At 70.7% G+C, this 24,609-nt stretch carries 21 protein-coding genes; 18 read left to right on the top strand and 3 right to left on the bottom strand.

The window, feature by feature from the left end:
* Positions 1-104: 104 nt before the first annotated feature.
* On the bottom strand, positions 105-599 hold the full coding sequence (locus FOF48_RS21540) for a peroxiredoxin (protein WP_143904626.1): 495 nt from the start codon (positions 597-599) through the stop codon (positions 105-107).
* A 107-nt stretch (positions 600-706) separates the two neighbouring features.
* Here FOF48_RS21540 and FOF48_RS21535 point away from each other — a divergent pair, with 107 nt between their 5' ends.
* Together FOF48_RS21535 and FOF48_RS21530 are read left to right on the top strand one after the other, a co-directional pair.
* Positions 707-2,497 carry a sigma 54-interacting transcriptional regulator gene (locus tag FOF48_RS21535; RefSeq protein WP_186002009.1) on the top strand — a complete coding sequence of 597 codons (1,791 nt, stop codon included), beginning with the start codon at positions 707-709 and terminating at the stop codon, positions 2,495-2,497.
* Complete coding sequence (locus FOF48_RS21530; protein ID WP_143904625.1) at positions 2,494-5,142, top strand: bifunctional serine/threonine-protein kinase/formylglycine-generating enzyme family protein; 2,649 nt, start codon at positions 2,494-2,496, stop codon at positions 5,140-5,142. Before FOF48_RS21535 ends, FOF48_RS21530 begins: the two co-directional genes overlap by 4 nt.
* A 10-nt stretch (positions 5,143-5,152) precedes the next feature.
* Here FOF48_RS21530 and FOF48_RS21525 read toward each other — a convergent pair whose 3' ends face one another.
* Complete coding sequence (locus tag FOF48_RS21525) at positions 5,153-6,724, bottom strand: ADYC domain-containing protein (RefSeq protein WP_143904624.1); 1,572 nt, start codon at positions 6,722-6,724, stop codon at positions 5,153-5,155.
* Positions 6,725-7,048: 324 nt separating this feature from the next.
* On the opposite strand from FOF48_RS21525, the gene FOF48_RS21520 reads away from it, so the two are divergent.
* Positions 7,049-8,986: a CocE/NonD family hydrolase gene (locus tag FOF48_RS21520; protein ID WP_143904623.1), complete on the top strand. Its 1,938-nt coding sequence runs from the start codon at positions 7,049-7,051 to the stop codon at positions 8,984-8,986.
* Between the two features lie 100 nt (positions 8,987-9,086).
* Entirely contained in the window at positions 9,087-10,163 is a 1,077-nt protein-coding gene (locus FOF48_RS21515; RefSeq protein ID WP_143904622.1) for an RNA 3'-terminal phosphate cyclase, read from the top strand.
* Between the two features lie 31 nt (positions 10,164-10,194).
* Here the strand turns inward: FOF48_RS21515 and FOF48_RS21510 are convergent, their stop codons facing one another.
* Positions 10,195-10,548: a hypothetical protein gene (locus FOF48_RS21510; protein WP_143904621.1), complete on the bottom strand. Its 354-nt coding sequence runs from the start codon at positions 10,546-10,548 to the stop codon at positions 10,195-10,197.
* Between the two features lie 79 nt (positions 10,549-10,627).
* On the opposite strand from FOF48_RS21510, the gene sppA reads away from it, so the two are divergent.
* The 14 genes from sppA to FOF48_RS21440 all read left to right on the top strand — a co-directional run bounded on the left by sppA (position 10,628) and on the right by FOF48_RS21440 (position 24,604).
* Positions 10,628-12,319 carry a signal peptide peptidase SppA gene (gene sppA / locus FOF48_RS21505; protein ID WP_143904620.1) on the top strand — a complete coding sequence of 564 codons (1,692 nt, stop codon included), beginning with the start codon at positions 10,628-10,630 and terminating at the stop codon, positions 12,317-12,319.
* Positions 12,320-12,328: 9 nt separating this feature from the next.
* Complete coding sequence (locus FOF48_RS21500) at positions 12,329-13,078, top strand: zf-TFIIB domain-containing protein (protein ID WP_143904619.1); 750 nt, start codon at positions 12,329-12,331, stop codon at positions 13,076-13,078.
* Positions 13,079-13,163: 85 nt separating this feature from the next.
* Positions 13,164-13,766, top strand: a complete 603-nt coding sequence (locus tag FOF48_RS21495) for a hypothetical protein (RefSeq protein ID WP_143904618.1) — start codon at positions 13,164-13,166, stop codon at positions 13,764-13,766.
* Positions 13,767-13,920: 154 nt separating this feature from the next.
* Complete coding sequence (gene apbC, locus FOF48_RS21490; protein ID WP_143904617.1) at positions 13,921-15,006, top strand: iron-sulfur cluster carrier protein ApbC; 1,086 nt, start codon at positions 13,921-13,923, stop codon at positions 15,004-15,006.
* A gap of 25 nt (positions 15,007-15,031) precedes the next feature.
* Positions 15,032-15,538: a hypothetical protein gene (locus FOF48_RS21485; RefSeq protein WP_143904616.1), complete on the top strand. Its 507-nt coding sequence runs from the start codon at positions 15,032-15,034 to the stop codon at positions 15,536-15,538.
* 4 nt (positions 15,539-15,542) lie between these two features.
* Positions 15,543-15,992 (top strand): hypothetical protein, encoded by a 450-nt coding sequence (locus tag FOF48_RS21480; protein WP_255442500.1) that lies wholly within the window; start codon positions 15,543-15,545, stop codon positions 15,990-15,992.
* A 47-nt stretch (positions 15,993-16,039) separates the two neighbouring features.
* Positions 16,040-16,888: a 3-hydroxyacyl-CoA dehydrogenase family protein gene (locus FOF48_RS21475; RefSeq protein ID WP_143904615.1), complete on the top strand. Its 849-nt coding sequence runs from the start codon at positions 16,040-16,042 to the stop codon at positions 16,886-16,888.
* Between the two features lie 18 nt (positions 16,889-16,906).
* Positions 16,907-17,683 (top strand): enoyl-CoA hydratase-related protein, encoded by a 777-nt coding sequence (locus FOF48_RS21470; RefSeq protein ID WP_143904614.1) that lies wholly within the window; start codon positions 16,907-16,909, stop codon positions 17,681-17,683.
* A gap of 1 nt (position 17,684) precedes the next feature.
* On the top strand, positions 17,685-18,317 hold the full coding sequence (locus FOF48_RS21465) for a hypothetical protein (protein WP_143904613.1): 633 nt from the start codon (positions 17,685-17,687) through the stop codon (positions 18,315-18,317).
* A 35-nt stretch (positions 18,318-18,352) separates the two neighbouring features.
* Entirely contained in the window at positions 18,353-19,495 is a 1,143-nt protein-coding gene (locus FOF48_RS21460; protein WP_143904612.1) for an acyl-CoA dehydrogenase, read from the top strand.
* Positions 19,496-19,505: 10 nt separating this feature from the next.
* Positions 19,506-19,964 carry an AgmX/PglI C-terminal domain-containing protein gene (locus FOF48_RS21455; RefSeq protein WP_143904611.1) on the top strand — a complete coding sequence of 153 codons (459 nt, stop codon included), beginning with the start codon at positions 19,506-19,508 and terminating at the stop codon, positions 19,962-19,964.
* Positions 19,965-19,984: 20 nt separating this feature from the next.
* Positions 19,985-21,130 (top strand): acyl-CoA dehydrogenase family protein, encoded by a 1,146-nt coding sequence (locus FOF48_RS21450; protein ID WP_143904610.1) that lies wholly within the window; start codon positions 19,985-19,987, stop codon positions 21,128-21,130.
* A gap of 271 nt (positions 21,131-21,401) precedes the next feature.
* Entirely contained in the window at positions 21,402-23,108 is a 1,707-nt protein-coding gene (locus FOF48_RS21445) for a 30S ribosomal protein S1 (RefSeq protein WP_143904795.1), read from the top strand.
* A 314-nt stretch (positions 23,109-23,422) separates the two neighbouring features.
* Positions 23,423-24,604, top strand: coding sequence for a thiolase family protein (locus tag FOF48_RS21440; RefSeq protein ID WP_143904609.1), 1,182 nt, complete (start codon positions 23,423-23,425; stop codon positions 24,602-24,604).
* Positions 24,605-24,609: the final 5 nt, after the last annotated feature.

Here is a 24,609-nt window from a genome sequence, read left to right as displayed (position 1 = left end):
ACCCAGGTGTCCCATGTTGCTCGCGAACGGGGCGCGACGTCCTGGCTCCCACGGCCAGGACGCCGTGAATCAGTCTACCGGCAAACGCGACGCCAGCGCGTCTGTCAGGCAGGACGGGTGGGAGCCGCGCCCTGGCCCGTGAGCGACCGGACGACATCCAGCGCGAGCGAGGCGTGCTTCTTCACCTGGACCTGCGAGTCGAAGGCGTAGCGGATGGTGCCCGCCCGGTCGGCGATGAAGGTCACCCGGCCCGGCAGGAGGCCCAGGAAGTTGGTGCCCACCCCGAAGGCCTTGCGCGCCGCGCCGTCCGGGTCGCTGAGGAGGCGGAAGGGGAGGCGGTACTTGGCGACGAACTTCTCATGCGACTCCGCGGTGTCGCTGCTGATGCCCACCACGTCCGCGCCCGCGTCGGTGAAGTCCTGGTACTGGTCCCGCAGGGAGCAGGCCTGGACCGTACATCCCGGGGAGTCATCCCGCGGGTAGAAGTAGATGACCATCGCCTTGTCACCCAGCAGGTCGCGCAGGCGCACCGGCGCGTCGCCCGGCCCCCTCAGCGTGACGTCCGGAACCGCATCCCCTTCTTGCAGCATCTTGGCCATGGAACCCGTCTCCTCCCAGACAGCGAGCATCCCCCGCGCATGGCCCGACCCGCAAATCAGACGTGCCGGTTGCCCGGGGTTCAAGGGCCTGGGCATTCTTTCAGGGAATGCTGCCACCTGACCTGAGGGAGACCGAGGCCCCCCGCAAGGGAGCCTCCCGCGCCGCCGCGACGGACCGGCTGTACCTGCTGCTGCTGGTGGGGAACAGCTCCACGCTGGTGCCGCTGCCCCGGGAGGGGGCGGTGGTGATTGGACGGGCGGCGGGGGTGGACGTGCTGGTGGAGGACGCGTCGGTGAGCCGCCAGCACGCGAAGGTGGGGGTGGCGGAGGGGGAGGCGTTCATCGCGGACCTGGGCAGCCACAACGGCGTGCGCGTCAACGGCGAGCCGGTGCAGGGGTCGCGTCCCCTGGACGGCGGGGACGTGGTGACGCTGGGCAACGTGACGCTGGTGTTCCACCGGGGCGAGCGGCCCTTGCCGGAGCGGCGGGCGCTGGAGGCCGAAGGGCTGCGGGCGCGGCTGTCGGAGGAGTTGGAGCGGGTGCGCACGACCGGGCACGCGGTGAGCGTGCTGGCGCTGGAGGTGGAGTCCGCGTGGGTGTCGCCGGCGGAGCTGGGGCGGGCGCTGCATGGCGCGCTGCGGCTGATGGATGGCGTGGGACAGCTGGGAGGCACGTGGATGGTGCTGCTGCCGGACCTGTCGGGAGAGGAGGCGGAGGCCGCCGCGGCGCACCTGGTGTCGGTGCTCACGCCGCTCGCCGGGCGCGTGCGGGCGGGGCTGGCGCACGCGCCAGGGGATGGGATGCAGGGGGATGCGCTGCTCGGCGCGGCCCGGGCGGCGGCGCTGGCGGCGGCGCCCGGGGAGACGCGGGTCAGCGGGCCGTCGATGTACCGGCTGGCGCTGGGCGAGCGGTCGGTGGTGGTGGCGGACACGGCGCTGCTGCAGCTGTTCGAACTGCTGCGCCGGCTGGCGGCGAGCCCACTGCCCGTGCTCATCCACGGCGAGACGGGGGCCGGCAAGGAGAACGCGGCGTGGGCGGTGCATCACTGGTCGCGGAGGGCGGCGCAGGGGTTCGTGGCGCTCAACTGCGCGGCGCTGCCAGAGAGCCTGGTGGAGGCGGAGCTGTTCGGCCATGAGCGGGGCGCCTTCTCCGGCGCGGACCGGGCGCGCGCGGGCCTGCTGGAGCGGGCCAGCGGCGGGACGCTCTTCCTGGACGAGGTGGCGGAGCTGGCGCTGCCCATCCAGGCGAAGCTGCTGCGGGCGTTGGATCAACAGGTGATCACCCGGCTGGGGGATTCGCGCGAGCGGCCCGTGGATCTGCGCGTGGTGGCGGCGACGCACCGGGTGCTGGCGGACGAGGTGAAGGCGGGGCGGTTCCGGCAGGATCTCTTCTTCCGCCTGTCCGCGGCGGTGGTGATGCTGCCGCCCTTGAGGGACCGGCCGAGGGAGCTGCCCCTGCTCGCACGAGCGTTCCTGGAGGATGCGTGCGCCAGGGCGGGGCGCCCACCGCTGCACCTGTCCGCCGCGACCATGGAGGTCCTGAGCGCGCATGGCTGGCCTGGGAACGTCCGCGAGCTGAAGAACGCGGTGGAGTACGCGGCGGCCATGTCGCCGGGACCGGTGGTGGAGCCGTCGCACCTGCCGGACTCGCTGAGGGCGACGCCGCCGGAGCCCGCGCGGGGTGAGGAGGGGACGGCCGCCTCGCCCCGGGTGTTCCAGAACCTGGCGGAGGAGCTGCGGACGCTGGAGCGGCGGCGGATGATGGAGGCGCTGGAGGCCACCGGTGGGGTGCAGACCCGGGCGGCCCAGCTCATCGGGATGCCGCTGCGCACATTCGCGTTCAAGATGAAGCAGCACCGCATTCCGTCATCGCGAGGCCGGGGCCCGGCGGAGGAATGAGCAGCGACCTGCCTTCAGCCTGGCAACCTCCCGCGACCTTCGGTGAGTACCGCATCCTGCAGCCGCTAGGGCGGGGGGCGATGGGGGAGGTGTACCTCGCGCACGACACGGTGTTGGACCGGCTGGTCGCCGTGAAGTTCATCGCGGGCGTCGCTCCGGATGAGGTGCAGCGCGAGCGCTTCCGCACCGAGGCGCGGGCCATCGCCCGGGTGCAGCACCCGAACGTGGTGGGCATCCACCGCGTGGGGGAGGTGCGGGATCGGCCGTATCTCGTCTCGGAGTTCCTGCGCGGGGCGAGCCTGGACCAGATGGCGCGGCCGGTGCCGTGGACGCGCGTGCGGGAGATTGGCGTCGGGCTGGCGAAGGGGCTCTCGGCGGCGCACCGACAGGGGGTGTTGCACCGGGATCTCAAGCCCGCGAACGCGCTCCTCACCGAGGACGGGCAGGTGAAGCTGCTCGACTTCGGCGTGGCGAAGCTGCTCGACGTGGCCCTGGCCCCCGTCGCGCCCGCGCGCCAGCCGGAGGGCCCGCGAGCCGGGTCACCGGAGGGTGATGCCACGGTGGATGTGCCCGTCCGCGCCAGCAGCGAAGCGGGGCCGCGGCACCCGGGCCCCAGCACCGGAGACGACACCGCGGCGCCCGCGGCCACGCGGCACATCCCGGCGAACCCGTTGAGCGCCGCTGCCGCGAACGTGGCGCAACGGACCGCGACGGCTTCTCCGCTCTCGCCGCCCCTCCAGCTCGGCCCCCCGGAGCTGATGGCCACGGGCCGCATCGGGACGCCGCTCTACATGGCGCCCGAGGTCTGGCGTGGGGAACCGGCCACGGTCCGGAGCGATCTCTTCTCGCTGGGCGTCCTGCTCTACGAACTCTGCGGAGGAACCACGCCCGGGCCGCTCGCGGAAGCACCGCTGCGGCCCCGGAGCTTCGCGCCGCTGGACGTCATCGTTCCCGGTGTCGATCCCTCCTTCGCGGCGGTCGTCGCCCGCTGCCTCGCGCATGATCCGTCCGCGCGCTTCGACTCCGCCGAGGCCCTGCGCGAGGCGCTGGAGTCCACCGCCCCGCGTCCAGCCCAGGAACCCCTCGCGCCCCCAAGGCCCCGGTGGCTGAGGCTCACCCGCGTGCTCGCGCTCCCAGGCCTTGCGGTGGCCATCCTCATCGGCGGCACCTGGGCCAAGGAGTGGTCCCGGCGCAGCGACGCGGAGCAGGCCCTGGCCCTGGCGGCCCCCCTCGTCGAGGAGTGCCGGGCGATGGACGTCCAGATCGAGGCTCTCCGTGCCGAGGCCTTCACCGCGTTCGACTCCGACCACATGGCCGCCGCCGAGGACGCCTGGGCCCGCGCGTTGACCCTCGGCGCGAAGCAGGCCCGCCGCTACGAGGACGCGAGCGAGCTCCTCGAAGCCTCTCGGACGCGCGTGGGCCGGGGCTGGAACAAGGCGTTGGACTCACGCGCCGCCGAGGTGCTCTTCCAACGCATCCTCGTCGCGGAGCGGGACCGCAAGCCTGACGTCCAGGCCACCTTGACCCAGCAGTTGGAAGAACTGGACCCCTCCGGCGGCACGACCCAGGAGCTGACCCGCCCCGTCTCCATGGAGCTGGACAGCGATCCCCCCGGCGCCACCGTCCAGGTCGAACGCGTGGAAGCCACCCCTGGCCCCCAGCACTGGTCCAAGCCGTGGACGTTCGGCACCACGCCCATCACGTCGGGCCTCACGCTGGAGCCCGGCTCGTACCGGCTGACCTTCACGCTCCCGGACCGTCCGCCCGTGCGCTACCCCGTGCTGCTCACGCGCGGTGGCACCTTCCAGGCCCGGGTCGTGCTCGCCGAACAGGTCCCGGAGGGCTACGTCTACGTGCCTCCCGGCCGCTTCCTCTACGGCAGCGGCGACGACGAGGCCATCCGCCGCACCATCGTGCACACGCGCCCGCTGCACCCGCTCACCACGGGGGCCTTCTTCATCGCGCGACACGAAGTCACGTACGCGGACTGGATCGCCTGGCTGCGAGACCTGCCCGCGCCAGAGCGCGCCGCGCGCAGGCCCCGAGGCACCAACTACTTCGGGACCCTGGAGCTGCGCCCGGCCCCGGCTGGCACCTGGACCTTCCACCTGGAGCACGAAGGCATCTCCTACCAGGCGAGGGAAGGGGAGCCGCTGCGCTACCTGGACCGCGAGCTGCGCGCCGAACAGGACTGGCGCCGCTTCCCCGTGTCCGGCATCTCCTGGGAGGACGCCCGCGCGTACGTCGCGTGGCTGGATGCCACCGGCCGGGTCCCCCGCGCCCGCCTGTGCACCGAACGGGAATGGGAGCGTGCGGCCCGGGGCGCGGATGGCCGCGACTATCCGCATGGCCCGGTGCTCGCGCCGGATGATGCCAACTTCGACGCCACCTATGGCCGCAAGCCGCGGGCCTTCGGACCGGACGCCGTGGGCTCGCATCCCGCGTCGGACAGCCCCTTCGGCGTGGCGGACCTGTCCGGCAACGTGTGGGAGTGGCTGGTGACGGACACCGCTGGCACGCCCGCGTATGGCGGCGGTTCGTTCTACCAGGACGCGCTCACCGCCCGGACCCTCAACCACGGCGACGGCGAACCGCGCACACGCTTCCCCTTCATCGGGATGCGCGTGTGCGCGTCCGCGCCGTGACTCCCGGGACCTAGAGGTCGCGTCCCGGCAGCTGCCCCACCGACGGCAGGTACCCCAGGTCCCGAACGAAGGTGTAGCCGTCCGGCGCCTCGGTCGACGTGGCGAAGAGGCCCAGCGTCGGGTGATGCCACAGCTTCAACGGCCGCCGCTGGCCCGTGCTGGTGGTGTCCACGGCGCTGTACAGATAGCCCTCGATGCCGCGGTCTCCGTTCACCACCAGGCGGGTGTAGCCCTGGCGTGGATCGCACGCGGGGTTGTTCGTGAGCAGGTAGTGGCCCAGGCCGTCGGAGCAGCGGTACAGCGGCGTGATGAGCTTCCCCATGCGCTTGAGGATCTCATCGGGCAGCTTCGCGGAGAGCAGGGGGCCTTCCATGCGCATCGGCACGAACGGCGACACGTCCGCCACCCCGTTCCCATCCAGGTCCAGGCCATACGCGGACACGTCCGGTCCCCAGGAATGCGTCTTCAGGTCCACCGTCACCGCGCTCGTCGTCACGAAGCTCGTCCCGTTGGCGCGGAAGGACACCAGCGCATGGTCGATGAAGAGTGAATAGGACACGAGGAGCGTCGTGCCGGCCAGGGCGCCCATGTCCACGTCCTCACAAGGCTGGGTCCGTTCATGCAGATCGAGGGCGCGATTCACGCACGTCGCTTCCAGCGGCAGGCTGTCCCAGCGCGTCTTGCCCAGGCACAACGGACGGACGTCGCCGCAAGCGCTCATCTTCCACACGGCCTCCAGCGAGTAGCCGTTGTCCTTCCCCAGCCACTTGGGCAGGCGCCCGTTGGTGCTGATCGCGATCGCGTTCTGCACGCCCATGAAGAACAACGGCGTTCCGTCGAGCGTGTTGCTGCGCCCCTCACCGCAGTAGTCCGCCATCGCCATGCGCGTGCACAGCTGGTGGAATTTCAGCGCGAGGTCCGGCGTATACGCACCGGCCCAAGGTGGGTAGCCCCAGTCGATGCACTTGGCGATGACGCCACCGCCCACGAAGAAGGGCAGTTCATCCGTGCCCTCGTTCTTGGGCGTGCACGCGAAGGTGAAGTAGTCCGGGTTGGGCAGCAGCGCTCCCCCCGCGGACCAGGCGTTGGGCACCGGCAGCGCGAAGCCGCTGCCCAGCGGACAGAGCGGCATGGTCGTCCCATCATTCGTGGAGGCCGTCACGCTGTACTCCCAGTACGCCGTGCCATCGAGGATCTCCTCTGGCGTGCAGTTGGGCTTGCTGGGCCCCTTGATGGGGACGTGACATCGGGCATCCGTGATGACCAGCTTCACCGAGCGGCCCTCGAAGGGCGCGCGGAACGACGTGCCCACCAGCGCAGGGCCTTCCAGGAAGCGCGAGGTCACCGGCGGACTGCCTCCGCTGCACCCCTGGAGCGCCGCCACCCGTCCCCCCAGCGCCAGGGCCTTGGCGGGAGCGCACGTCACGCCAGCGGGAGGCGCGGAGGGCTCCACCGACGCCAGCGGGATGTTGATGGACTCGAAGCGATCCGTGCCGTGCAGCTGCGTGCCCTGCGCGCCGTTGGTCGGCGGCGGCTCCGGCGGCTCCGGCGGCTCCGCGAACGCGCTCGCGGTGGTCAACATCACCGCGCCAATCCACATCTTCAAACAGGTCCTGTGAATGCCGATCATGTGTCCGTGTCCCCCGCGTGGATGCGGTCTGGAGGGAGCGCTCGAATGCGCCCTGCCATCACGAGACGCGAGGCGCGCGATTTATTCGACAAGCCATGTCTGCTTTTGAGGACATGAGCAAAGATTGCCGTGCATGCAAGGTTTGCATGATCGCGCCAGCCCTGGGGCGTGCAACGGTTGCACGTTCTCGCGCGCCGGCGGAGCGATCCAGCTTCCTTGCCCGCGCCGCATCGCCCAAGATGGCGTCCCCCTGCATTCGCACCCGAGGAGGGCATCATGTCCTTCGGCACCCGCGGCCTGCTGACCGCGCTCGCGCTGTTCTCCCTGTCCGGCACCGCCGTCGCGCAGTCATCCGCCACGCCCCCGAAGTCCGCCGCGGACCCAGACGCCGAGCGCGCGGCCTACATCCGGTCGCACTACGCCAAGTACGAGGTGCGCATCCCCATGCGCGACGGCGTGAAGCTCTTCACGACGTTCTATGTCCCCACGGACGCCAGCCCCCAGAAGCGCTACCCCGTGCTGCTGATGCGCACGCCGTATTCGGTGGGGCCCTACGGGGCCGGCCAGTACAAACAGACCCTGGCGACCGCCGCGTTCGAGAAGGACGGCTTCATCTTCGCCTTCCAGGACGTGCGCGGCCGGTTCATGTCCGAGGGTGAGTTCGTCAACATGCGCCCCCACCGCGACACCAAGCGCGGCAAGGAGGTGGACGAGAGCAGCGACACCTACGACACCATCGACTGGCTCACGAAGCGCGTGCCGAACAACAACGGCCGCGTGGGCATGTGGGGCGTGTCCTATCCCGGCTTCTACTCGTCCGCGGGCGCCATCGACTCACACCCCGCGCTCAAGGCGGTGTCGCCGCAGGCGCCCATCGCGGACTGGTTCTGGGACGACATGCACCGGCATGGCGCCCTCAACCTCCAGCTCTCCTTCAGCTTCTTCTCCAGCTTCGGCAAGCCGCGCCCCGCGCCCACCGACGACGTGGACTGGAAGCCCTTCGACTTCGGCACTCCGGACGCCTACCAGTTCTTCCTGGACCTGGGGCCGGTGTCCAACGCGGACGCGAAGCACTTCCACGGCGACATCGCCTTCTGGAACGAGATCGTCGCGCACCCCAACTACGACGCCTTCTGGCAGGCGCGGAACCTGCTGCCGCACCTGAAGAACATCAAGGCGGCGGTGATGGTGGTCGGCGGCTGGTACGACACGGAGGATCTCTACGGCCCGCTCCACACCTACGCCGCCATCGAGAAGCAGAACCCCGGCATCGCCAACACGCTGGTGATGGGCCCCTGGCCCCACGGCGGCTGGATGCGCTCGAGCGGCACGTCCCTGGGCGACGCGGACTTCGGCTTCCCCACCAGCACCACGTACCAGGACCTGGTGCTGGCCTTCTTCCAGCAGCACCTGAAGGGCGGCCCGGACGCGGGCGCCCCGGAGGCGCTGGTCTTCGAGGGCGGCGCCAACCGCTGGCGCCGCCTGGACGCGTGGCCGCCCAAGGGCACGAAGCCGACGCGGCTGTACTTCCAACCCCAGGGCGCGCTGACGTTCCAGGCGCCCACGGCCACCGCGCCGTCGTTCGACGAATACGTGAGCGACCCCGCGAAGCCGGTGCCGTACACCCAGGACCTGAGCCCTGGCTGGTCCAAGGCCTACATGACGGAGGATCAGCGCTTCGCGGCGCGGCGGCCGGACGTGCTCGTCTACCAGACGGAGCCCCTTCAGAAGGATCTCACCGTGGCGGGCCCGCTGGAGGCGGAGCTGTGGGTTTCCACCACCGGGAGCGACGCGGACTGGGTGGTGAAGCTGGTGGACGTGAACCCCGGCAAGGTGCCCGGCTTCACCAAGGAGCAGGAGCAGTCCGGGGAGCACAACCGGGGCAGCCAGCAGACGCTGGTGCGCGGCGAGCCGTTCCGGGGCCGCTTCCGCGACAGCTACTCGGAGCCGAAGGCCTTCACCCCCAACGAGGTGACGAAGGTGCGCTTCGTCATCAACGACGTGTTCCACACCTTCCAGCGCGGGCACCGGCTGATGGTGCAGGTGCAGTCCAGCTGGTTCCCGTTCATCGACCGCAACCCCCAGACCTTCGTGCCCAACATCAACGAGGCGAAGCCGACCGACTTCGTGCGCGCCATGCACCGGGTGCATCACTCCATGGCGGAGCCAAGTGCGCTCAAGGTGAATGTGCTGCCGGCGCTGGACGAGCCGTAGTTCCCCGGTCCCCCCGCGCGGCGTCTGCTAGGCTGCCGCGCCGTCAACGCGGACCGCGGCCATTCAAGGGCCGCGCGCCTGACACCATGACGGGAGGGACATGACCGGTCACGACCGGCCCGACTCCGGGCGGGTGCTGCTCGACGGAAGCATGGGGGAGGGGGGTGGCCACGTCCTCCGCTCCGCGCTGTGTCTGTCGCTCATCACCGGCCGTCCCTTCCAGCTGACCCGGCTGCGCGAGCGCCGGGAGCCCTCCGGCCTGCGCCCGCAGCACCTGGCGTACGTGCGCGGCGCGGAGGCCCTGAGCACCAGCACCAGCGAGGGCGCCGTCGTGGGCGCCTCCGAAATCCACTTCACCCCCGGCCCGGTGCGCGCGGGGGATTACCTGCTGGAGGCCGGCGCATCAGGGAGCACGCCCCGGCTCTTCCAGTGCCTGGTGTATCCGCTGGCGCTCGCGGGGGGCGGCCGGCTCACCTTGCGCGGCGCCACGCACCTGCGCGACAGCCCCAGCTTCCACGCCCTGGTCGGCGCGTGGCTGCCGGTGGCGCGCGCGTACGGCCTGCCCGTGCAGCTGTCGCTCACGCACGCGGGCTTCCACCCGGAGGGCGCGGGCGAGTTCACCGCGGAGATCGGCGCGCCGGTGGAGCCGCCGGTGCGCGTGGACCTTCCCGCGCGCGGCGTGCTGCGCGAGGTGCGGGTGATGACGCTCGTGGGCGGGCTGCCCTTCGCGATCGCGGAGCGTCAGTCCCGCGCCGCGGTGGCCGCGCTGCGCGAGCGGGGCATCCTGGCGGAGGCCGACAACCGGCCCGTGCCGGTGACGCGCTCGCAGGGTACGGCGACGTTCATCCTCGCGCAGTTCGAGCACACCGTCGCGGCCTTCACCTCGCTGGGAAACGGAGGCCACGACGCGGAGGGCGTGGGCCGCGAGGCGGCGGAGGCGCTGACCCGGTTCATGCAGACGGGGGGCGCGCTGGATGAGCACCTGGCGGAGCAGCTGCTCCTGCCGGCGGCGCTGCTGGCGTCGGGGCGGCTGGGGGCGGTGACGCCGGGCACCACGCGCTTCACCGCCGCGCGCATCACCGGCGCGATGACGGTCCAGGCGGAGGTGCTGCGGCGCTTCCTGCCGGTTCACATCGACGTGTCGCCGGGCGGAGCGGTGGAGGTCCGTCCAGCGTGAGGCGGAGGAGGAAGGCTCGCGCCTCCTCGACTCAGGCCTCGTCCTCGGAGGCGTTGCCGCGGGCGCCGAAGGTGTTGGTATCCGCCATCTCCTTCACGGTGCCGCGGTACGCGCGGATGGCGAAGGGCGCGGCGACCAGGAAGACGATGCCCACGAGGCCAATGGCCATCCACGGGATGGGCGTCTCCTTGATCTGCACGTCCTTGCCGTAGCCGTTGAGGTTGTTGCCCATGGCGCGCGCCTTGGCGGCGGCCTTCTCTTCCGCGGTCAGCTCCTTGCGGGTCTGGAACTCCTGGGGCTGCTTGCGCTGGGGCTGCGCCAGGACAGCGCCGCCCCAGACGAGGGCGAGGACGAGAACAAGCCGGGGGAGGGAGGGGGAGGACATGGGCCTTGAGCCTAACAGAGCCGCCGGGCGCGGGTGAACAGGGGTTGCTTCACCGTGGCGGGAGCGTTACGCGCGCCGGATGCTCCGCCTTCCCTTCCTCCTCGTGGTCAACCTCTTCCTGGGGCTGCGCCTGCTCCTGGGCCTGCCCTTCCGGCTGATCGCGGGGCGAAAGCGGCCCACCTGGGTCCGGTTCCGGCTCTCCGGGACCCCGCCGTACCGCCCGCGCCCGGTGCCGCGCTTCCGGTGGGGCCGCGCGCCGGAGGAGCCCGCGACGGTGACGTCGGTGGAGGCCCTGGGCCGGGCGCTGAAGCTGCTGGCCCGGGACGCGAAGCTGGAGGGCATCCTCCTGGAGGTGGAGGGGCTGGGCGTCCCGGATGCGCGGCGCGAGGCCCTGAGGGCGCTGCTGTCGGACTTCCAGGCCGCGGGCAAGCGGGTGGTGTCCTGGGCGGTGATGGTGGACACGGACGCGTACCCCGTGCTGGCCGCGGCGGACGAGGTGCTGCTCGCCCCCATGGGCCGGGTGGAGCTGGTGGGCTACGCCGCCGAGGCCACGGTGCTGGGCGAGGCCTTCGAGCGGGTGGGAATCCAGGCCCACTTCGCCCGGCGCGGCGACTACAAGACGGCGCCGGAGCTCTTCACGGACGGCAAGGTGTCCGACATCCAGCGACAGACGCTGGAGTCCTTCCTGGACGAGCGCTACGGCGCCCTCGTGGCCGCCATCGCGGCGGACCGCGGCAAGACTCCCGAGGAGGCGCGGGCGCTCATCGACGCCGGCCCCTACAGCGCGAAGCGGGCCCTGGAGGCGGGGCTGGTGGACGGGCTGGTCCACGAGGCGGACCTGGGCACGCACCTGGGGCTGGAGGCGAAGAAGGACGAGGAGCCGCCGGTGCCCACCTTCGACGCGTACCTGGAGACGCTCGCGTTCCCGCCGGTGAAGTGGCGCAGGTTCAAGCGCAAGCCGCGGCTGGCGGTGGTGGACGTGGCGGGCATCATCATCCCCGGGGGCGGCGGCGCGGGCCGGTTCGCGGCGGCGGACTCGGTGGTGAAGGCGCTGCGCCAGGCGGGGCGCGACACACGGGCGAAGGCGGTGGTGCTGGCGGTGTCCAGCCCGGGCGGCTCGGCGCTCGCGTCCGAGCAGATCCTGGAGGCGGTCAAGCGCGTGGCGAAGCAGAAGCCCGTCATCGCGTACGTGGATCAGGTCTGCGCGAGCGGCGGCTACATGGCGGCCATCGGCGCGAAGGAGATCTGGTCCGCGCCGCACGCGGTGGTGGGCTCCATCGGCATCTTCATGGGCAAGTTCGACTACGGCGCGCTGCTGGAGAAGCTGGGCATCCACCGCACCACGCTGGCGCGGGGGGAGAACGCGGCCTTCTTCTCCTCGTCCCGGGCCTTCACGCCGCACGAGCGCGCCGCCCTGGAGCGCGAGGTGGAGGAGGGCTACCAGTCCTTCCTGGAGCTGGTGGCCCAGGCGCGCGGCCGGACCAAGGAGGAGATCCACCAGCGCGCGGAGGGCCGCGTCTACTCGGGCCTGCGCGCGAAGGAGGCCGGGCTGGTGGACCGCATCGGCGGCTTCGAGGAGGTCTGCCGCCACGCGTTGGAGGAGGCACGCGTCGCGTCGGACGACTTCGAGCTCGTCCGCTACGGCGGCGCCCGGGGCGGGCTGTCGCTGCTCAAGCTGCTGTCGGGCGCGGCGCACCCGGCGACCTACGCCTTCTGCACCGCGTCCTGGAGCCTCTGGGGCTTCGGGGCGGCGTCGCGGCGCTTCGACTAGCATGGCGGGATGGCCCGCTCCTGCCCGGTGTGCCCCAGCCAGCCGTTGAACGTCGTCCAGGCGTCGGACGTGGAGGTGGACCTCTGTCCGCGCTGCCACGGCCTGTTCTTCGACCGCGGTGAGCTGGAGCGCTTCCCGGACCGGCCGTCGCTCCAGCCGCTGATGAACACGGCGCGTCAGGCCGCGTCGCGGTGCCGCAAGGGAGGGCACCTGGTGCCGCGTGCCCAGGTCCACTGTGCCACCTGCGACAGCGAGCCCCTGGGCTGTCCGGGCTGCGGCGCGCGGCTGGGGCTCGTGTCCGCGCGCGTGTGCAGCGTGGACCTGTGCACCCACTGCGGTGGCGCGTGGCTGGACGCGGGCAAGTTCGAGGCCCTGGAGCACGCCACCGTGACGCCGCCGAAGGGACCGGCCACCTCGGGGGGCTGGGAGGTCGCCCCCGCGACGGACGGGGGCGCGGATCCGTGGAGGAGTCCAGGCGCCACGGCCCCGCTGCCGCCGTCGGATTCCCCGTCGGGCGGGTGGGGCGTGCACTCGCCCCTTTCGTGCGTCCACTGCGGCCTCGCCGTGTCCGTGCCCCACGCGTGGGCCTGGAACGGCGACCTCTACTGCGGCGAGCACGCGCCCCAGGGCGCCGTGGCGGGCTCCAGCCTCCCCAAGAACCGCGAACCGAGCAGCCTCCCCTCCATGGAGGACGTGGCGGACGGCGTCGACCTGGCGGACCTGGTGCTCTGGGTCGTCCAGCTCCTGCGGCGCCATTGACGGCGCCCGCCGGAGGAGCGAGGGCGGGGGAGGGCACCTGGAGATTGCCCGGCCCAGGCACGGGGTCTACCCTGCCGCGCCAGTGATGACCCGCCTCGCTCCCCTGGGCCTCCTCCTGCTCGGCACCGCCTGCGCCACCGCTTCGCGCGACCCCACCACCGTGGCGGAGGCGTACGCGAAGGCCCTGGAGGAGAACCGGCTCCAGGACGCCTACCGCCTGACGACCGGAGGGCCGGACGGGGAGGTGGCCTTCCTGGACGAGTACTCCGACGCCCCCGCCCGGACCGAGCGGGCCGCCGCGGTCCGCTCGGGCGCGGCCATGCTGGAGGCCCGGGCCCCCTCCGTCACCCTGGCCCGCCAGGGCGAGGACTGGCGCGTGGTGGAGTCGCGCGCGGCGGACGTGCCCCGGGCGGCGCTGAAGAAGTTCCTCGACGCGGTGGACGCGCGCGACTGGAAGGGAGCGTGGGGCCTGCTCGCCTCGCCGCTGCGTGCCCGCTACACGCCCGAGCGCCTGCGCGAGGACTTCGAGCGCGAGCCCCTTTCGAAGGAGCGCCTGCGCCGCGCCCGTCTGGCCCTCAACACCCGCGTGCGGGTGGCGGCGGGCGAGGCCCTGTTCCCCCTGGGCGAGGAGCGCGCGGTGCGGCTGCTCCTGGAAGACGGCGAATACCGCGTGGCGGCCATCGAATGACGGCCAGAAGCCAGGGGCGCTCCCGCGGGTTCAACGGCGGGTGCGCCCCCAGGGCCCCTGCGTTAAACGACGTTGACAGCCCCCGGAGTGCTGGCAATCTCCGCCCCCCTTCAAGCGTGCAAGCGCCTGTTTTCAAAAGGTTTCAGGTGTCCCGATGAGCGTCTCCCAGGCCGATGTGATGGCGGCCATGTCGAAGGTGATCGACCCCGAACTGCACGTCGACCTGGTGAAGGCCGGGATGGTGAAGGACGTCCGCGTCACCGGCGACACGGTGAAGCTGAAGATTGAACTGACCACGCCCGCGTGTCCCATGAAGGGGAAGATCCAGGCGGACGCGGAGGCCGCGCTCAAGGCGGTGCCGGGCCTGAAGTCCTTCGACATCGAGTGGGGCGCCCAGGTGCGCGGCGTCGCCGGAGGCTCTGGCGGCGGGGCGCTGCTGCCGGGCGTGAAGAACATCCTGCTCGTGGGCGCCGGCAAGGGTGGCGTGGGCAAGAGCACGGTGGCGGTGAACCTGGCCGCGTCGCTCGCGCAGCACGGCGCCAAGGTGGGCCTGCTGGACGCGGACTTCTACGGCCCGTCCGTGCCGCTGATGACGGGCACCGCGGACAAGCGCCCGGTGAGCCCCAACGGCAAGACGTTGGATCCGCTGATCGCGCATGGCCTGAAGATCATGTCCATCGGCTTCCTGGTGGAGGCGGATCAGGCGCTCATCTGGCGCGGCCCCATGCTCCACGGCGCCCTGATGCAGCTGGTGCGCGACGTGAACTGGGGTGAGCTGGACTACCTCATCCTGGACCTGCCCCCGGGCACGGGCGACGTGGCCCTGACCCTGTCCCAGTCGGTGCGGGCGGCGGGCGCGGTGCTGGTGACGACGCCGCAGGACGTGGCGCTGGCGGACGTGGTGCGCGCCAAGCAGATGTTCGACAAGGTGCACATCCCGGTGCTGGGCATCGTGGAGAACATGAGCCAGTTCATCTGCCCGCACTGCTCCAAGAGCACGCCCATCTTCAACCACGGCGGCGGGCACAAGGCCGCGGAGATGTTCGGCATTCCATTCCTGGGGGAGATCCCCCTCGACCTCAAGGTGCGCGAAGCGGGAGACTCCGGCGTGCCGGTGGTGGTGGGGCACAAGGACAGCCCGGAGGCCCAGGCCTTCCAGGCGATCGCCCGCAACGTGGCCGGCCGCGTGTCCGCGCAGTCCATGAAGAGCGTGCCCCTGCCGGTGATGCAGGCCCGGTAGGGTCCAACTGAGAGAAGGAGACCGCATGGCCCCGGCCGGCAACGACGACCTCCCGCCTGATCCGCTGTTCGACGACTCGGAGCAGCAGCACGGACGCGAGAGCCGCTCGGGCGGCTTCGTGCCGGATTTCGTGCGGCGCATGGCGGTGGCCGGGATGGGCGCGATCTTCATGGGCGAGGAGGGCATCCGTGCCCTCGCCGGCCAGCTCAAGCTCCCCAAGGAGGCGCTGGGCTTCATCCTCTCCCAGGCGGAGAAGACGAAGGACGACATCTCCCGCGTCGTCACGGAGGAGCTGCGCCGCTTCATGCAGTCGGAGAAGCTGCGCGACGAGTTCCTCAAGCTGCTCTCCGGCATGACGGTGGAGGTGAAGGCGCAGATCCGCCTGGTGCCGTCGGAGAAGGCGGAGGAAGCAGCGCCGCCGGAGCCCCCCGCGAAGGGCAAGAAGTCCGCGGAGGCGCCGCCCACCACCCGCGTGGTCATCACCGAACTGAACGCGCGCCGGCCGGCCTCCAAGCGCTCGAAGCGGGAGTAGGGACGTGGCGGAAGCGCCGGAACAGCCCGTGCCGGAGGCCCCCGCGCCCGCCCCGGAGAAGCCCCGCGCGGGCTGGCGCACGCACCCGCTGCCCAAGCGGCTGGCGCTCATCGCCATCGTCGCGGTGGGCCTGTGGCTCTGGCGGGCCACGGACGTGCCCGAGCGTCAGCTCATCCTCCAGCTCGACGGCGAGGGCTGGAGCCGCGCGCGTGCCATGGACCTCCAGGTGGTGGATCCGGAAGAGCACATCCTCAAGCGCGAGGAGCGCTTCTTCGCGAGCGGCCCCCCACCGGAGGTGACGTTCAAGGTGGGGCTGCCCCAGGGCAGCTTCCGCATGCGGCTGTTCGTGAAGGTGGAGGGCCAGGAGCCCCGGGTGCGCCTGGAGGAGCCGCTGACGGTGGGCGAGGGTGAGGCCATCGTCCGCCAGCTGCGGCTGCCCGCCACCAGCCGTTGACCCTCCTGGGGGCGTGCGTTATGGCCGCCGACACAGGAGAAGTCGCCATGGCAACGGAACACATCGTCGTCGTCGGGGCAGGGCAGATGGGCGCGGGCATCGCGCAGGTGGCGCTCCAGGCGGGCCTGCGCGTGTCGCTGGTGGACGTCAACAAGGACGGGCTCGCCAAGGGCGCGGACCGCATCAAGGCCGGCCTCAAGAAGCTGGTGGAGAAGGGCAAGCTGGACGCGGCGAAGCAGCAGGCCGCCGAGGCCAACCTCGCCACCTTCACCAGCGCGCGCGACGCCAAGGACGTGGACGTCGCCATCGAGGCCGTGACGGAGAACGAGGACCTCAAGCGCCGCATCTTCCTGGAGCTGGACGAGGTCGTGCGGCCCGGCGGCATCCTGGCCACCAACACGTCCTCCATCCCCATCACCCGCATCGCCGCGGCCACGAAGCGCCCCGAGTCCGTCATCGGGATGCACTTCATGAACCCCGTGCCGGTGATGCAGTTGGTGGAGCTCATCCGCGGCGCGGCCACCAGCGATGAGACGTACGCCACCATCCGCGCCATGGCCGAGCGCATGGGCAAGACGACGGTGGTGTCCAAGGACTACCCGGGCTTCATCGTCAACCGCATCCTCATCCCCATGCTCAACGAGGCCTGCTTCGCGCTGATGGAGGGCCTGGGCACCGCGGAGGACATCGACACCGCGATGAAGCTGGGCACCAACCAGCCCATGGGCCCGCTCCAGCTGGCGGACTTCATCGGCCTGGACACGGTGCTCTACATCGCCGAGGTCCTGCACAAGGGCCTGGGGGACTCCAAGTACCGCCCGTGCCCGCTCTTGCGCCAGTACGTGGACGCGGGCTGGTACGGCAAGAAGAGCGGCCGCGGCTTCTACAAGTACTAACCCCCGGGAGCCCCACACATGGACTACCAAAACATCCGGTTCGCCCAGGACGGCGCCATCGCCACCCTCACGGTGGACCGCCCCAAGGCGCTCAACGCGCTCAACACCGCCACCTTCCACGAGATGGACCACGCGCTGCGTTCGCTGACGGGCGACACGCGCGCGCTAATCATCACCGGCGGGGGCGAGAAGGCCTTCGTCGCCGGCGCGGACATCGCGGAGATGGCCACCATCTCCGCCGCCCAGGCGCGCGAGTTCTCCGCCCTGGGACACCACGTCTTCGAGTCCCTGGAGAACCTGCCCATCCCCACCATCGCGGCCGTCAACGGCTTCGCGCTGGGCGGCGGCCTGGAGCTGGCGCTGGGCTGCGACCTCATCTACGCGTCGGAGAAGGCGAAGCTGGGCGTGCCCGAAGTCACCCTGGGCGTCATCCCGGGCTTCGGCGGCACCCAGCGCCTCACGCGCCTGCTGGGCCGCGCCCGCGCCAAGGAGCTGCTCTTCACCGCGGACCGCATCGACGCGGCGAAGGCGAAGGAGATCGGCCTGGTGCTGGAGGTCCTGCCCGCGGATCAGCTGATGGCCCACTGCCGCGCGGTGGCGGAGAAGATCCTCAAGAACGGCCCGCTCGCGGTGGCCCAGGCCAAGCGCGTGGTGGAGTACGGCGCGGACCAGGACCTGCGCGCCGCCAACGAGCTGGAGCGCCAGGGCTTCGCGGTCCTCTTCGGTTCGGAGGATCAGCGCGAGGGCATGGCCGCGTTCCTCGCCAAGCGTCCAGCCGCGTTCCAGGGCAAGTGACGTGAAGCCCGCGGTCGCGGCCGGGAGCCTGCTGTGCTTCCTGGCCGCGCCGCCCGCCTGGGCCGGCGCGGAGCCGGAGCCGGACGCGGAGGCGCCAGCCGAGCACCGCGCCCCGGCCCTGGTGTCCTGGAAGCGCACGCTGTGCATCTACACGCTGTGCTTCCTGGAGCCCCTCATCCCGGACCTCCGGCGCGAGTGGGGTGACGGCGCCCACTGGCTGCTCTCCTGGCCCGTCCACCCGTGGGCCACCCCGCCCCTGGACGTGCCCGGCCCCACGCTCATCCTGTCGCCCTTCGTGGAGCCCCAGCTGCGCCTGGGCCCCTCCACCCTCCGCCTGCTCGCCGGGGCCCGGGTATACGCCTTCCCGGACACGTCCCGCTTCGGCGTGCTGGCCGAGGGAGCAGGCGTCTGGGGAGGGGACGGCAAGGGCGGGGTGGCCGGGGCAGGGCTTACCTATGACCTGATTGAACGGCACCGGGACACCCAACCCTGGACGGTGTCGGTGGTGGTGCGCAGGACCTGGACGGACGCGGGCGCCCGCACGGACGTGTCCCTCGACGTGACCGTCCCGCTGGCGATGTTCTTCGGGACCCGGGTTCCCGCACCGGAGGAGGGCGGGACGTCTTCGAAGTAGCCCCGGGACGGGCCGCGTACTATGGGATGTCCACCATGAACTTCGAGCTGACCGACATCCAGCGCGAGATCCAGCGGCTGTGCCGCGAGTTCGCCGCCAAGGAACTCATCCCCAACGCCCGCAAGTGGGACGAACAGCACGCCTGGCCCACGGACGCGGTGAAGAAGCTGGCGGAGCTGTCGCTGCTGGGCATCGCCGTGCCGGAAGAGTGGGGCGGCGCGGGCCTGGACAACGTCTGCTACGCCATCGCGATGGAGGAGATCTCGCGCGGCTGCGCCTCCACTGGCGTCATCATGAGCGTGAACAACTCGCTCTACTGCGACCCGGTGTCCAAGTTCGGCACCCCGGAGCAGAAGGAGCAGTTCCTCAAGCCCTTCGCCAGCGGTGAGAAGCTCGGCTGCTTCGGCCTCACGGAGCCCGAGGCCGGCAGCGACGCCGCCGCCCAGAAGACCGTCGCCGTGAAGCGGGGCGACGAGTACATCATCAACGGCTCCAAGAACTGGATCACCAACGGCCCCAAGGCCGACGCCATCGTCCTCATCACGATGACGAACCGGGAGGCCGGCAACAAGGGCATCACCGCCTTCCTCGTGCCCACCAACACCCCCGGCTTCACCCGCGCGGAGCCCGACCGGAAGATGGGCATCAGCGCCGCCTGGTCCTGCTCCATGTTCTTCGAGGACATGCGCGTGCCGGAGAAGTACCGCCTGGGCAAGGAGGGCGAGGGCTTCAAGGTCGCCATGTCCACGCTGGACGGCGGCCGCATCGGCATCGCGTCGCAGGCGCTGGGCATCGCGCGCGCGGCCTTCGAGGAGGCGGTGCGCTACTCGGGCGAGCGCAAGACGTTCGGCAAGCCCATCCGCGACCACCAGGCCATCCAGTTCATGATCGCCGACATGGCCCTGGAGATCGACGCGGCCCGGCTGCTGGTGTGGCGCGCGGCGCTGATGAAGGACAAGGGCGTGCGCCACAGCCCGGAGAGCGCCATGGCCAAGCTGTACGCCAGCGAGATGGCCAGCCGCGTGGCCAACAAGGCCCTGCAGATCCACGGCGGCATGGGCTACAGCAAGGAGATGGACGCCGAGCGCCACGTGCGCGACGCGCGCATCACCGAGATCTACGAGGGGACGAGCGAGATCCAGCGCATCGTCATCTCCGCCAACCTGCTGAAGGAGTAGTCACCCGGTCATGAAGCGCGCGCTCCTCCCCGTGCTGTTGCTGTCCCTGGGCCTCGGCTCCCCGCTGGCCCTGGCTCAGGGCTCGTCCTCCAAGAAGAAGGCCGCGGCCCCCCCGGCCGCGACGCCCGCCCCGAAGAAGGACGACGGGCTGGACGTGAGCCGGCTGCCCTTCACCCCGGACTCCATCCGGCAGGTGATGGCCCACCACATGCCTCGCATCCAGGAGTGCTACGAGGACCACATGGTGGAGAAGGACAAGAAGGTGGAGGGCAAGCTGCTCACCACCTTCACCATCACCGCGGACGGCACCGTGCGCAGCGCCAAGGTGGACAAGCACGGCAGCACGCTGAAGGACGCGGGGCTCAACGACTGCGTGGTGGCCGTCCTGTCGTCCATGGACTTCCCCAAGCCCCCGGACGGCCGCGACCACCCCATCGAGTACCCGTTCAACCTCAAGGCCATCGAGTAGCGCCCAGGACGCCCGCGCCCGTGAACTTCGACCTCACCGAGACCCAGACGCTCATCCGCGACACCGCGCGCAAGTTCGCCCGCGAGCGCGTGGCTCCCCATGCCCGCGCGGCGGACCGCGAGGAGCGGTTCGATCCGGAAGTCTTCAAGGCCCTGGCGGAAGTGGGGCTGCTCGGGGTGAACCTCCCCGGGCGCTACGGCGGCGCGGAGGCGGGGGTCGTCTCCTACGCGCTGGCGATGATGGAGATGGCCGCCGCGGACGCCTCCGTGTCCGTGGCCATGGCCGTCACCAACATGTGCGCGGAGCTCATCCACGCGGTCGGCACCGACGCGCAGCGGGAGAAGTTCGTCCCCCGCATCACCTCCGGCGAGGCCATCGTCGGCGCGTTCGCCCTCAGCGAGCCGCACGCGGGCTCCGACCCCGGCGCCATGCGCACCACCGCGGTGAAGCGCGGCGACGCCTACGTGCTCAACGGCAGCAAGCAGTGGATCACCTCCGGCGCGTACGCGGGCGTCATCGTCGTCTGGGCCCGCACGAGCGGGACCGGCAACAAGGGCCTGTCCTGCTTCATCGTGGAAGGCGGCGCGAAGGGCCTCCACGTGGGCAAGCACGAGGACAAGATGGGCCTGCGCGCGTCCAACACCGTGGGCCTCACCTTCGAGGACTGCGAAGTCCCCGCGGCCCACCTCCTGGGCAAGGAGGGCGACGGGTTCCGCCTGGCCATGATGGCGTTGGACGGCGGGCGCATTGGCATCGCGGCGCAGGCGTGCGGCGTGGGCCGCGCCGCGCTGGAGGCGGCGGTGTCCTACACCAAGGACCGCAAGGCCTTTGGTCAGGCCGTGGCGGACTTCCAGGCCCCGCGCTTCATGATGGCGGACATGCGCACACAGCTGGACGCGGCGGAGCTGCTCACCCTGCGGGCGGCCGCCCTCAAGGAGTCCGGCCAGCCGTTCACCCGCGAGGCCTCCATGGCGAAGCTGTTCGCCAGCGAGATGAGCAACAAGGTCGCGGACAAGGCCGTGCAACTGCACGGGGGCTACGGTTACATCGACGAGTTCCCCGTGGAGCGCTACTTCCGGGATGCCCGCGTGCAGACCATCTACGAGGGCACCAGCGAGGTGCAGCGGATGGTCATCGCCCGGGAGACCTTCCGCCAGCAGGGGTAGGCGCTCCGCCTGTCCCACCCGGGGCGGGCGGGCAGGGGGGCCTGACAGGTAGGAGAGGTGCGGACCCTGCCGGGCGTTCATAGAAAACGGAACAGCACCTGAGGCGGCGCCCCACTTGACTCCCGGAAACTCCGGTGTCTAGGGTGCGCGGCTTCCAGCCAGCCTTACGTCCCTATCGGAGGGACACCCGCGGTTTCCCGTCGCTCCCCGCAGGCGGCCGCGCACCCATTCAAACAGGGGGCAGTTGTACCGTTCCAAGGACTTCCACTTCATGCAGCAGAACGTGAACCAGCAGATCGACGGCGGTGACGAAGACTTCGCGGCGATGTTCGAGGCCTCGCTCAAGGAGCGTGGCGGCGACGGAATCCTGAAGGAAGGCGAGATCGTCAAGGGCACGGTCGTGCAGGTGACGAAGGATTTCGCGATCGTGGACATCGGCTACAAGTCCGAGGGTCAGGTCCCGATCTCCGAGTTCACCAATCCCCGCGGTGAGGTCACGGTCAAGGCCGGCGACCCCGTCGAGGTCCTCCTGGAGAGCCGCGAGAACGACACCGGCATGGTCGTCCTCTCCAAGGAGAAGGCCGACAAGATGCGCATCTGGGACGAAATCTCCGCCGCTTGCGAGCGCGATGAGATCGTCAAGGGCACCATCGTCGGACGCGTGAAGGGCGGCCTGTCCGTCGACATCGGCGTGAAGGCGTTCCTCCCCGGCAGCCAGGTCGATATCCGCCCGGTGCGCAACCTTGATCAGTACATCTCGAAGGAATTCGAGTTCAAGGTCATCAAGTTCAACAAGAAGCGCGGCAACATCGTCCTCTCTCGCCGCGTGCTGCTGGAGAAGCAGCGCGAGGAGATGAAGAAGGAGACCCTCAAGAACCTCAAGGAGGGTGCGGTCCTCAAGGGCGTGGTCAAGAACCTCACCGACTACGGCGCCTTCATCGACCTGGGCGGCATCGACGGCCTGCTCCACATCACCGACATGTCCTGGGGCCGCATCGGTCACCCCAGCGAGATGTTCAACGTCGGTGACGAAGTGCGCGTCGTCGTCCTCAAGTTCGACCCCGCGCAGGAGCGCGTCAGCCTGGGCCTCAAGCAGATCCAGGAGGACCCGTGGCACCGCGCCGACGAGAAGTACCCCGTCGGCACCCGCGTCGCCGGCAAGGTCGTGTCCATCACGGACTACGGCGCGTTCATCGAGATCGAGCAGGGCGTCGAGGGCCTCGTGCACGTCAGCGAGATGTCCTGGACCAAGCGCCTCAAGCACCCGTCCAAGATCCTGGAGGTCGGCCAGACGGTGGAGGCCGTCGTCCTCGACATCGATCCGAAGGCCAAGCGCATCGCGCTGGGCATGAAGCAGATCGAGCAGAACCCCTGGACGCTGCTGGAGGACAAGTACCCGATCGGCTCCGTCATCAAGGGCCAGATCCGCAACGTCACCGACTTCGGCGTGTTCGTCGGCGTCGAGGAGGGCGTGGACGGCCTGGTGCACGTGTCCGACATCTCCTGGACCCAGCGCATCAAGCACCCGGGCGAGATGTTCAAGAAGGGCGACGAGGTCGAGGCGGTGGTCCTCAACATCGACGTCGAGAACGAGCGCTTCAGCCTGGGCATCAAGCAGCTCCAGCCGGACCCCTGGGAGACCCTCTCCGAGCGCCTGCCCGTGGGCAGCCGCGTGAAGGGCAAGGTCACCAAGGTCACCGACTTCGGCGCGTTCGTGGAGATCGAGCCGGGCATCGAGGGCCTCGTCCACGTCTCCGAGCTGAAGGAAGAGCGCGTGGAGAACCCCCGCGACGTGGTGCAGGAAGGCCAGGATGTCGAAGTGAAGATCATCGACATCAACACCCCGGACCGGAAGGTCGCCCTGTCCATCAAGGCGCTCATCGGCGAGGGCGAGGACTACCGCGAGTACCTGCGCAAGCAGGCCGAGGGGTCCAAGGCCCGCCTGGGCGACGTCATGGCCTCCAAGCTGAAGAAGTAGTCGGCCGCCAGTCTTGACGTGAGAAGCGGCCGGGTTCCCGAAAGGGACCCGGCCGTTTTCTTTTGCCGCGGCTGACGCGGGCGGGCAGGGGAGCGTCCCATCCGACCGGTCGGACGGGCCCACCCCGGAAAAGCCCGCCTTCCGCCGCCGCAGTGGCCTGGGGTGGACAGTGGAGTCCGCCCCGGAGCGGGTCGCTGTCACTCCGCGCCTGGGCGCCGAGCGAGGACGCTTGAACTCCAGGGACCGCCCGGTGATAAGTGCGCCCATCGCCGTTAACCCTGGCTGTTCGCTCATCCGCAATCGGAGGCAGTTCCATGGCTCGTGAAGTCGTCATCGTGGGCGCGGCCCGTACCCCCATCGGCTCCTTCCAGGGCGCCCTGTCCAAGCTCACCGCGCCGCAGCTGGGCGCCATCGCCATCAAGGCGGCGCTGGAGCGCGCGGGCGTGAAGCCGGAGGCCGTGCAGGAGGTCATCATGGGCTGCGTCCTGCAGGCGGGCGTGGGCCAGGCCCCGGCGCGTCAGGCCACGATCTTCGCGGGCCTCCCGGAGTCCGTTCCCGCCGTCACGCTGAACAAGGTCTGTGGCTCCGGCCTGAAGGCCGTCATCGCCGCGGCGCAGTCCATCGCCCTGGGTGACGCGGACGTGGTCGTCGCGGGCGGCATGGAGTCCATGAGCAACGCGCCCTACGTGTCCCACACGATGCGCGGCGGGGCCCGCATGGGCAACGTGGAGTTCAAGGACGCGATGATCTCCGACGGCCTCTGGGACGTGTACGGCAACGTGCACATGGGCAACTGCGCCGAGGAGTGCGCCACCTCCCAGGACATCAGCCGCGCCCAGCAGGACGCGTTCGCGCTGGAGTCCACGCGCCGCGCCATCCAGTCCCAGAAGGAGGGCCTGTTCGCGCCGGAGATCGTCCCGGTCCAGATCCCGGGCAAGAAGCCGGATGAGTTCACCACCGTCTCCGAGGACGAGGGCCCCAAGAACGCCAAGCCGGACAAGATCCCGGGCCTCAAGCCGGTGTTCAAGAAGGACGGCACCGTGACGGCCGCCAACGCGTCCTCCATCAACGACGGCGCCGCGGCGCTGGTGCTGATGAGCGAGGAGAAGGCGAAGGCCGAGGGCCGCACCATCCTGGGCCGCATCAAGGGCTACGCGCAGGCCGCCCGCAAGCCGGTGGAGTTCACCATCGCGCCGGCGGACGCCATCAACACGCTGCTCAAGAAGCAGAACGTGACGGCCAAGGACGTGGACCTCTGGGAGATCAACGAGGCCTTCGCGGTGGTGGCCATCGCCAACAACCGCATCCTGGGCCTGGACCCGTCCAAGGTGAACGTGCGCGGCGGCGCGGTGGTGCTGGGCCACCCGATTGGCGCCTCCGGTGCGCGCGTGCTCGTCACGCTGCTGCACACGCTGAAGGACCAGGACAAGAAGCGCGGCGTGGCGTCGCTCTGCATCGGCGGCGGCGAAGGCATCGCGCTGATGGTCGAGCGCTGAGGACC

It is taken from the genome of Corallococcus sp. Z5C101001 (assembly GCF_007352635.1).
Lineage (GTDB): Bacteria > Myxococcota > Myxococcia > Myxococcales > Myxococcaceae > Corallococcus > Corallococcus silvisoli.
This window is presented reverse-complemented; position numbering and strand designations above follow the sequence as displayed.

Coding starts and splice junctions, on each gene's coding strand:
- FOF48_RS21510 (WP_143904621.1), bottom strand. CDS start 10,548: ATGTCCTCCCCCTCCCTCCCCCGGCTTGTTCTCGTCCTCGCCCTCGTC.
- FOF48_RS21525 (WP_143904624.1), bottom strand. CDS start 6,724: ATGTTGACCACCGCGAGCGCGTTCGCGGAGCCGCCGGAGCCGCCGGAG.
- FOF48_RS21470 (WP_143904614.1), top strand. CDS start 16,907: ATGGACTACCAAAACATCCGGTTCGCCCAGGACGGCGCCATCGCCACC.
- FOF48_RS21500 (WP_143904619.1), top strand. CDS start 12,329: ATGGCCCGCTCCTGCCCGGTGTGCCCCAGCCAGCCGTTGAACGTCGTC.
- FOF48_RS21535 (WP_186002009.1), top strand. CDS start 707: ATGCTGCCACCTGACCTGAGGGAGACCGAGGCCCCCCGCAAGGGAGCC.
- FOF48_RS21445 (WP_143904795.1), top strand. CDS start 21,402: ATGCAGCAGAACGTGAACCAGCAGATCGACGGCGGTGACGAAGACTTC.
- FOF48_RS21515 (WP_143904622.1), top strand. CDS start 9,087: ATGACCGGTCACGACCGGCCCGACTCCGGGCGGGTGCTGCTCGACGGA.
- FOF48_RS21460 (WP_143904612.1), top strand. CDS start 18,353: ATGAACTTCGAGCTGACCGACATCCAGCGCGAGATCCAGCGGCTGTGC.
- FOF48_RS21530 (WP_143904625.1), top strand. CDS start 2,494: ATGAGCAGCGACCTGCCTTCAGCCTGGCAACCTCCCGCGACCTTCGGT.
- FOF48_RS21475 (WP_143904615.1), top strand. CDS start 16,040: ATGGCAACGGAACACATCGTCGTCGTCGGGGCAGGGCAGATGGGCGCG.
- FOF48_RS21485 (WP_143904616.1), top strand. CDS start 15,032: ATGGCCCCGGCCGGCAACGACGACCTCCCGCCTGATCCGCTGTTCGAC.
- FOF48_RS21455 (WP_143904611.1), top strand. CDS start 19,506: ATGAAGCGCGCGCTCCTCCCCGTGCTGTTGCTGTCCCTGGGCCTCGGC.
- FOF48_RS21540 (WP_143904626.1), bottom strand. CDS start 599: ATGGCCAAGATGCTGCAAGAAGGGGATGCGGTTCCGGACGTCACGCTG.
- apbC (WP_143904617.1), top strand. CDS start 13,921: ATGAGCGTCTCCCAGGCCGATGTGATGGCGGCCATGTCGAAGGTGATC.
- FOF48_RS21520 (WP_143904623.1), top strand. CDS start 7,049: ATGTCCTTCGGCACCCGCGGCCTGCTGACCGCGCTCGCGCTGTTCTCC.
- sppA (WP_143904620.1), top strand. CDS start 10,628: ATGCTCCGCCTTCCCTTCCTCCTCGTGGTCAACCTCTTCCTGGGGCTG.
- FOF48_RS21440 (WP_143904609.1), top strand. CDS start 23,423: ATGGCTCGTGAAGTCGTCATCGTGGGCGCGGCCCGTACCCCCATCGGC.
- FOF48_RS21495 (WP_143904618.1), top strand. CDS start 13,164: ATGACCCGCCTCGCTCCCCTGGGCCTCCTCCTGCTCGGCACCGCCTGC.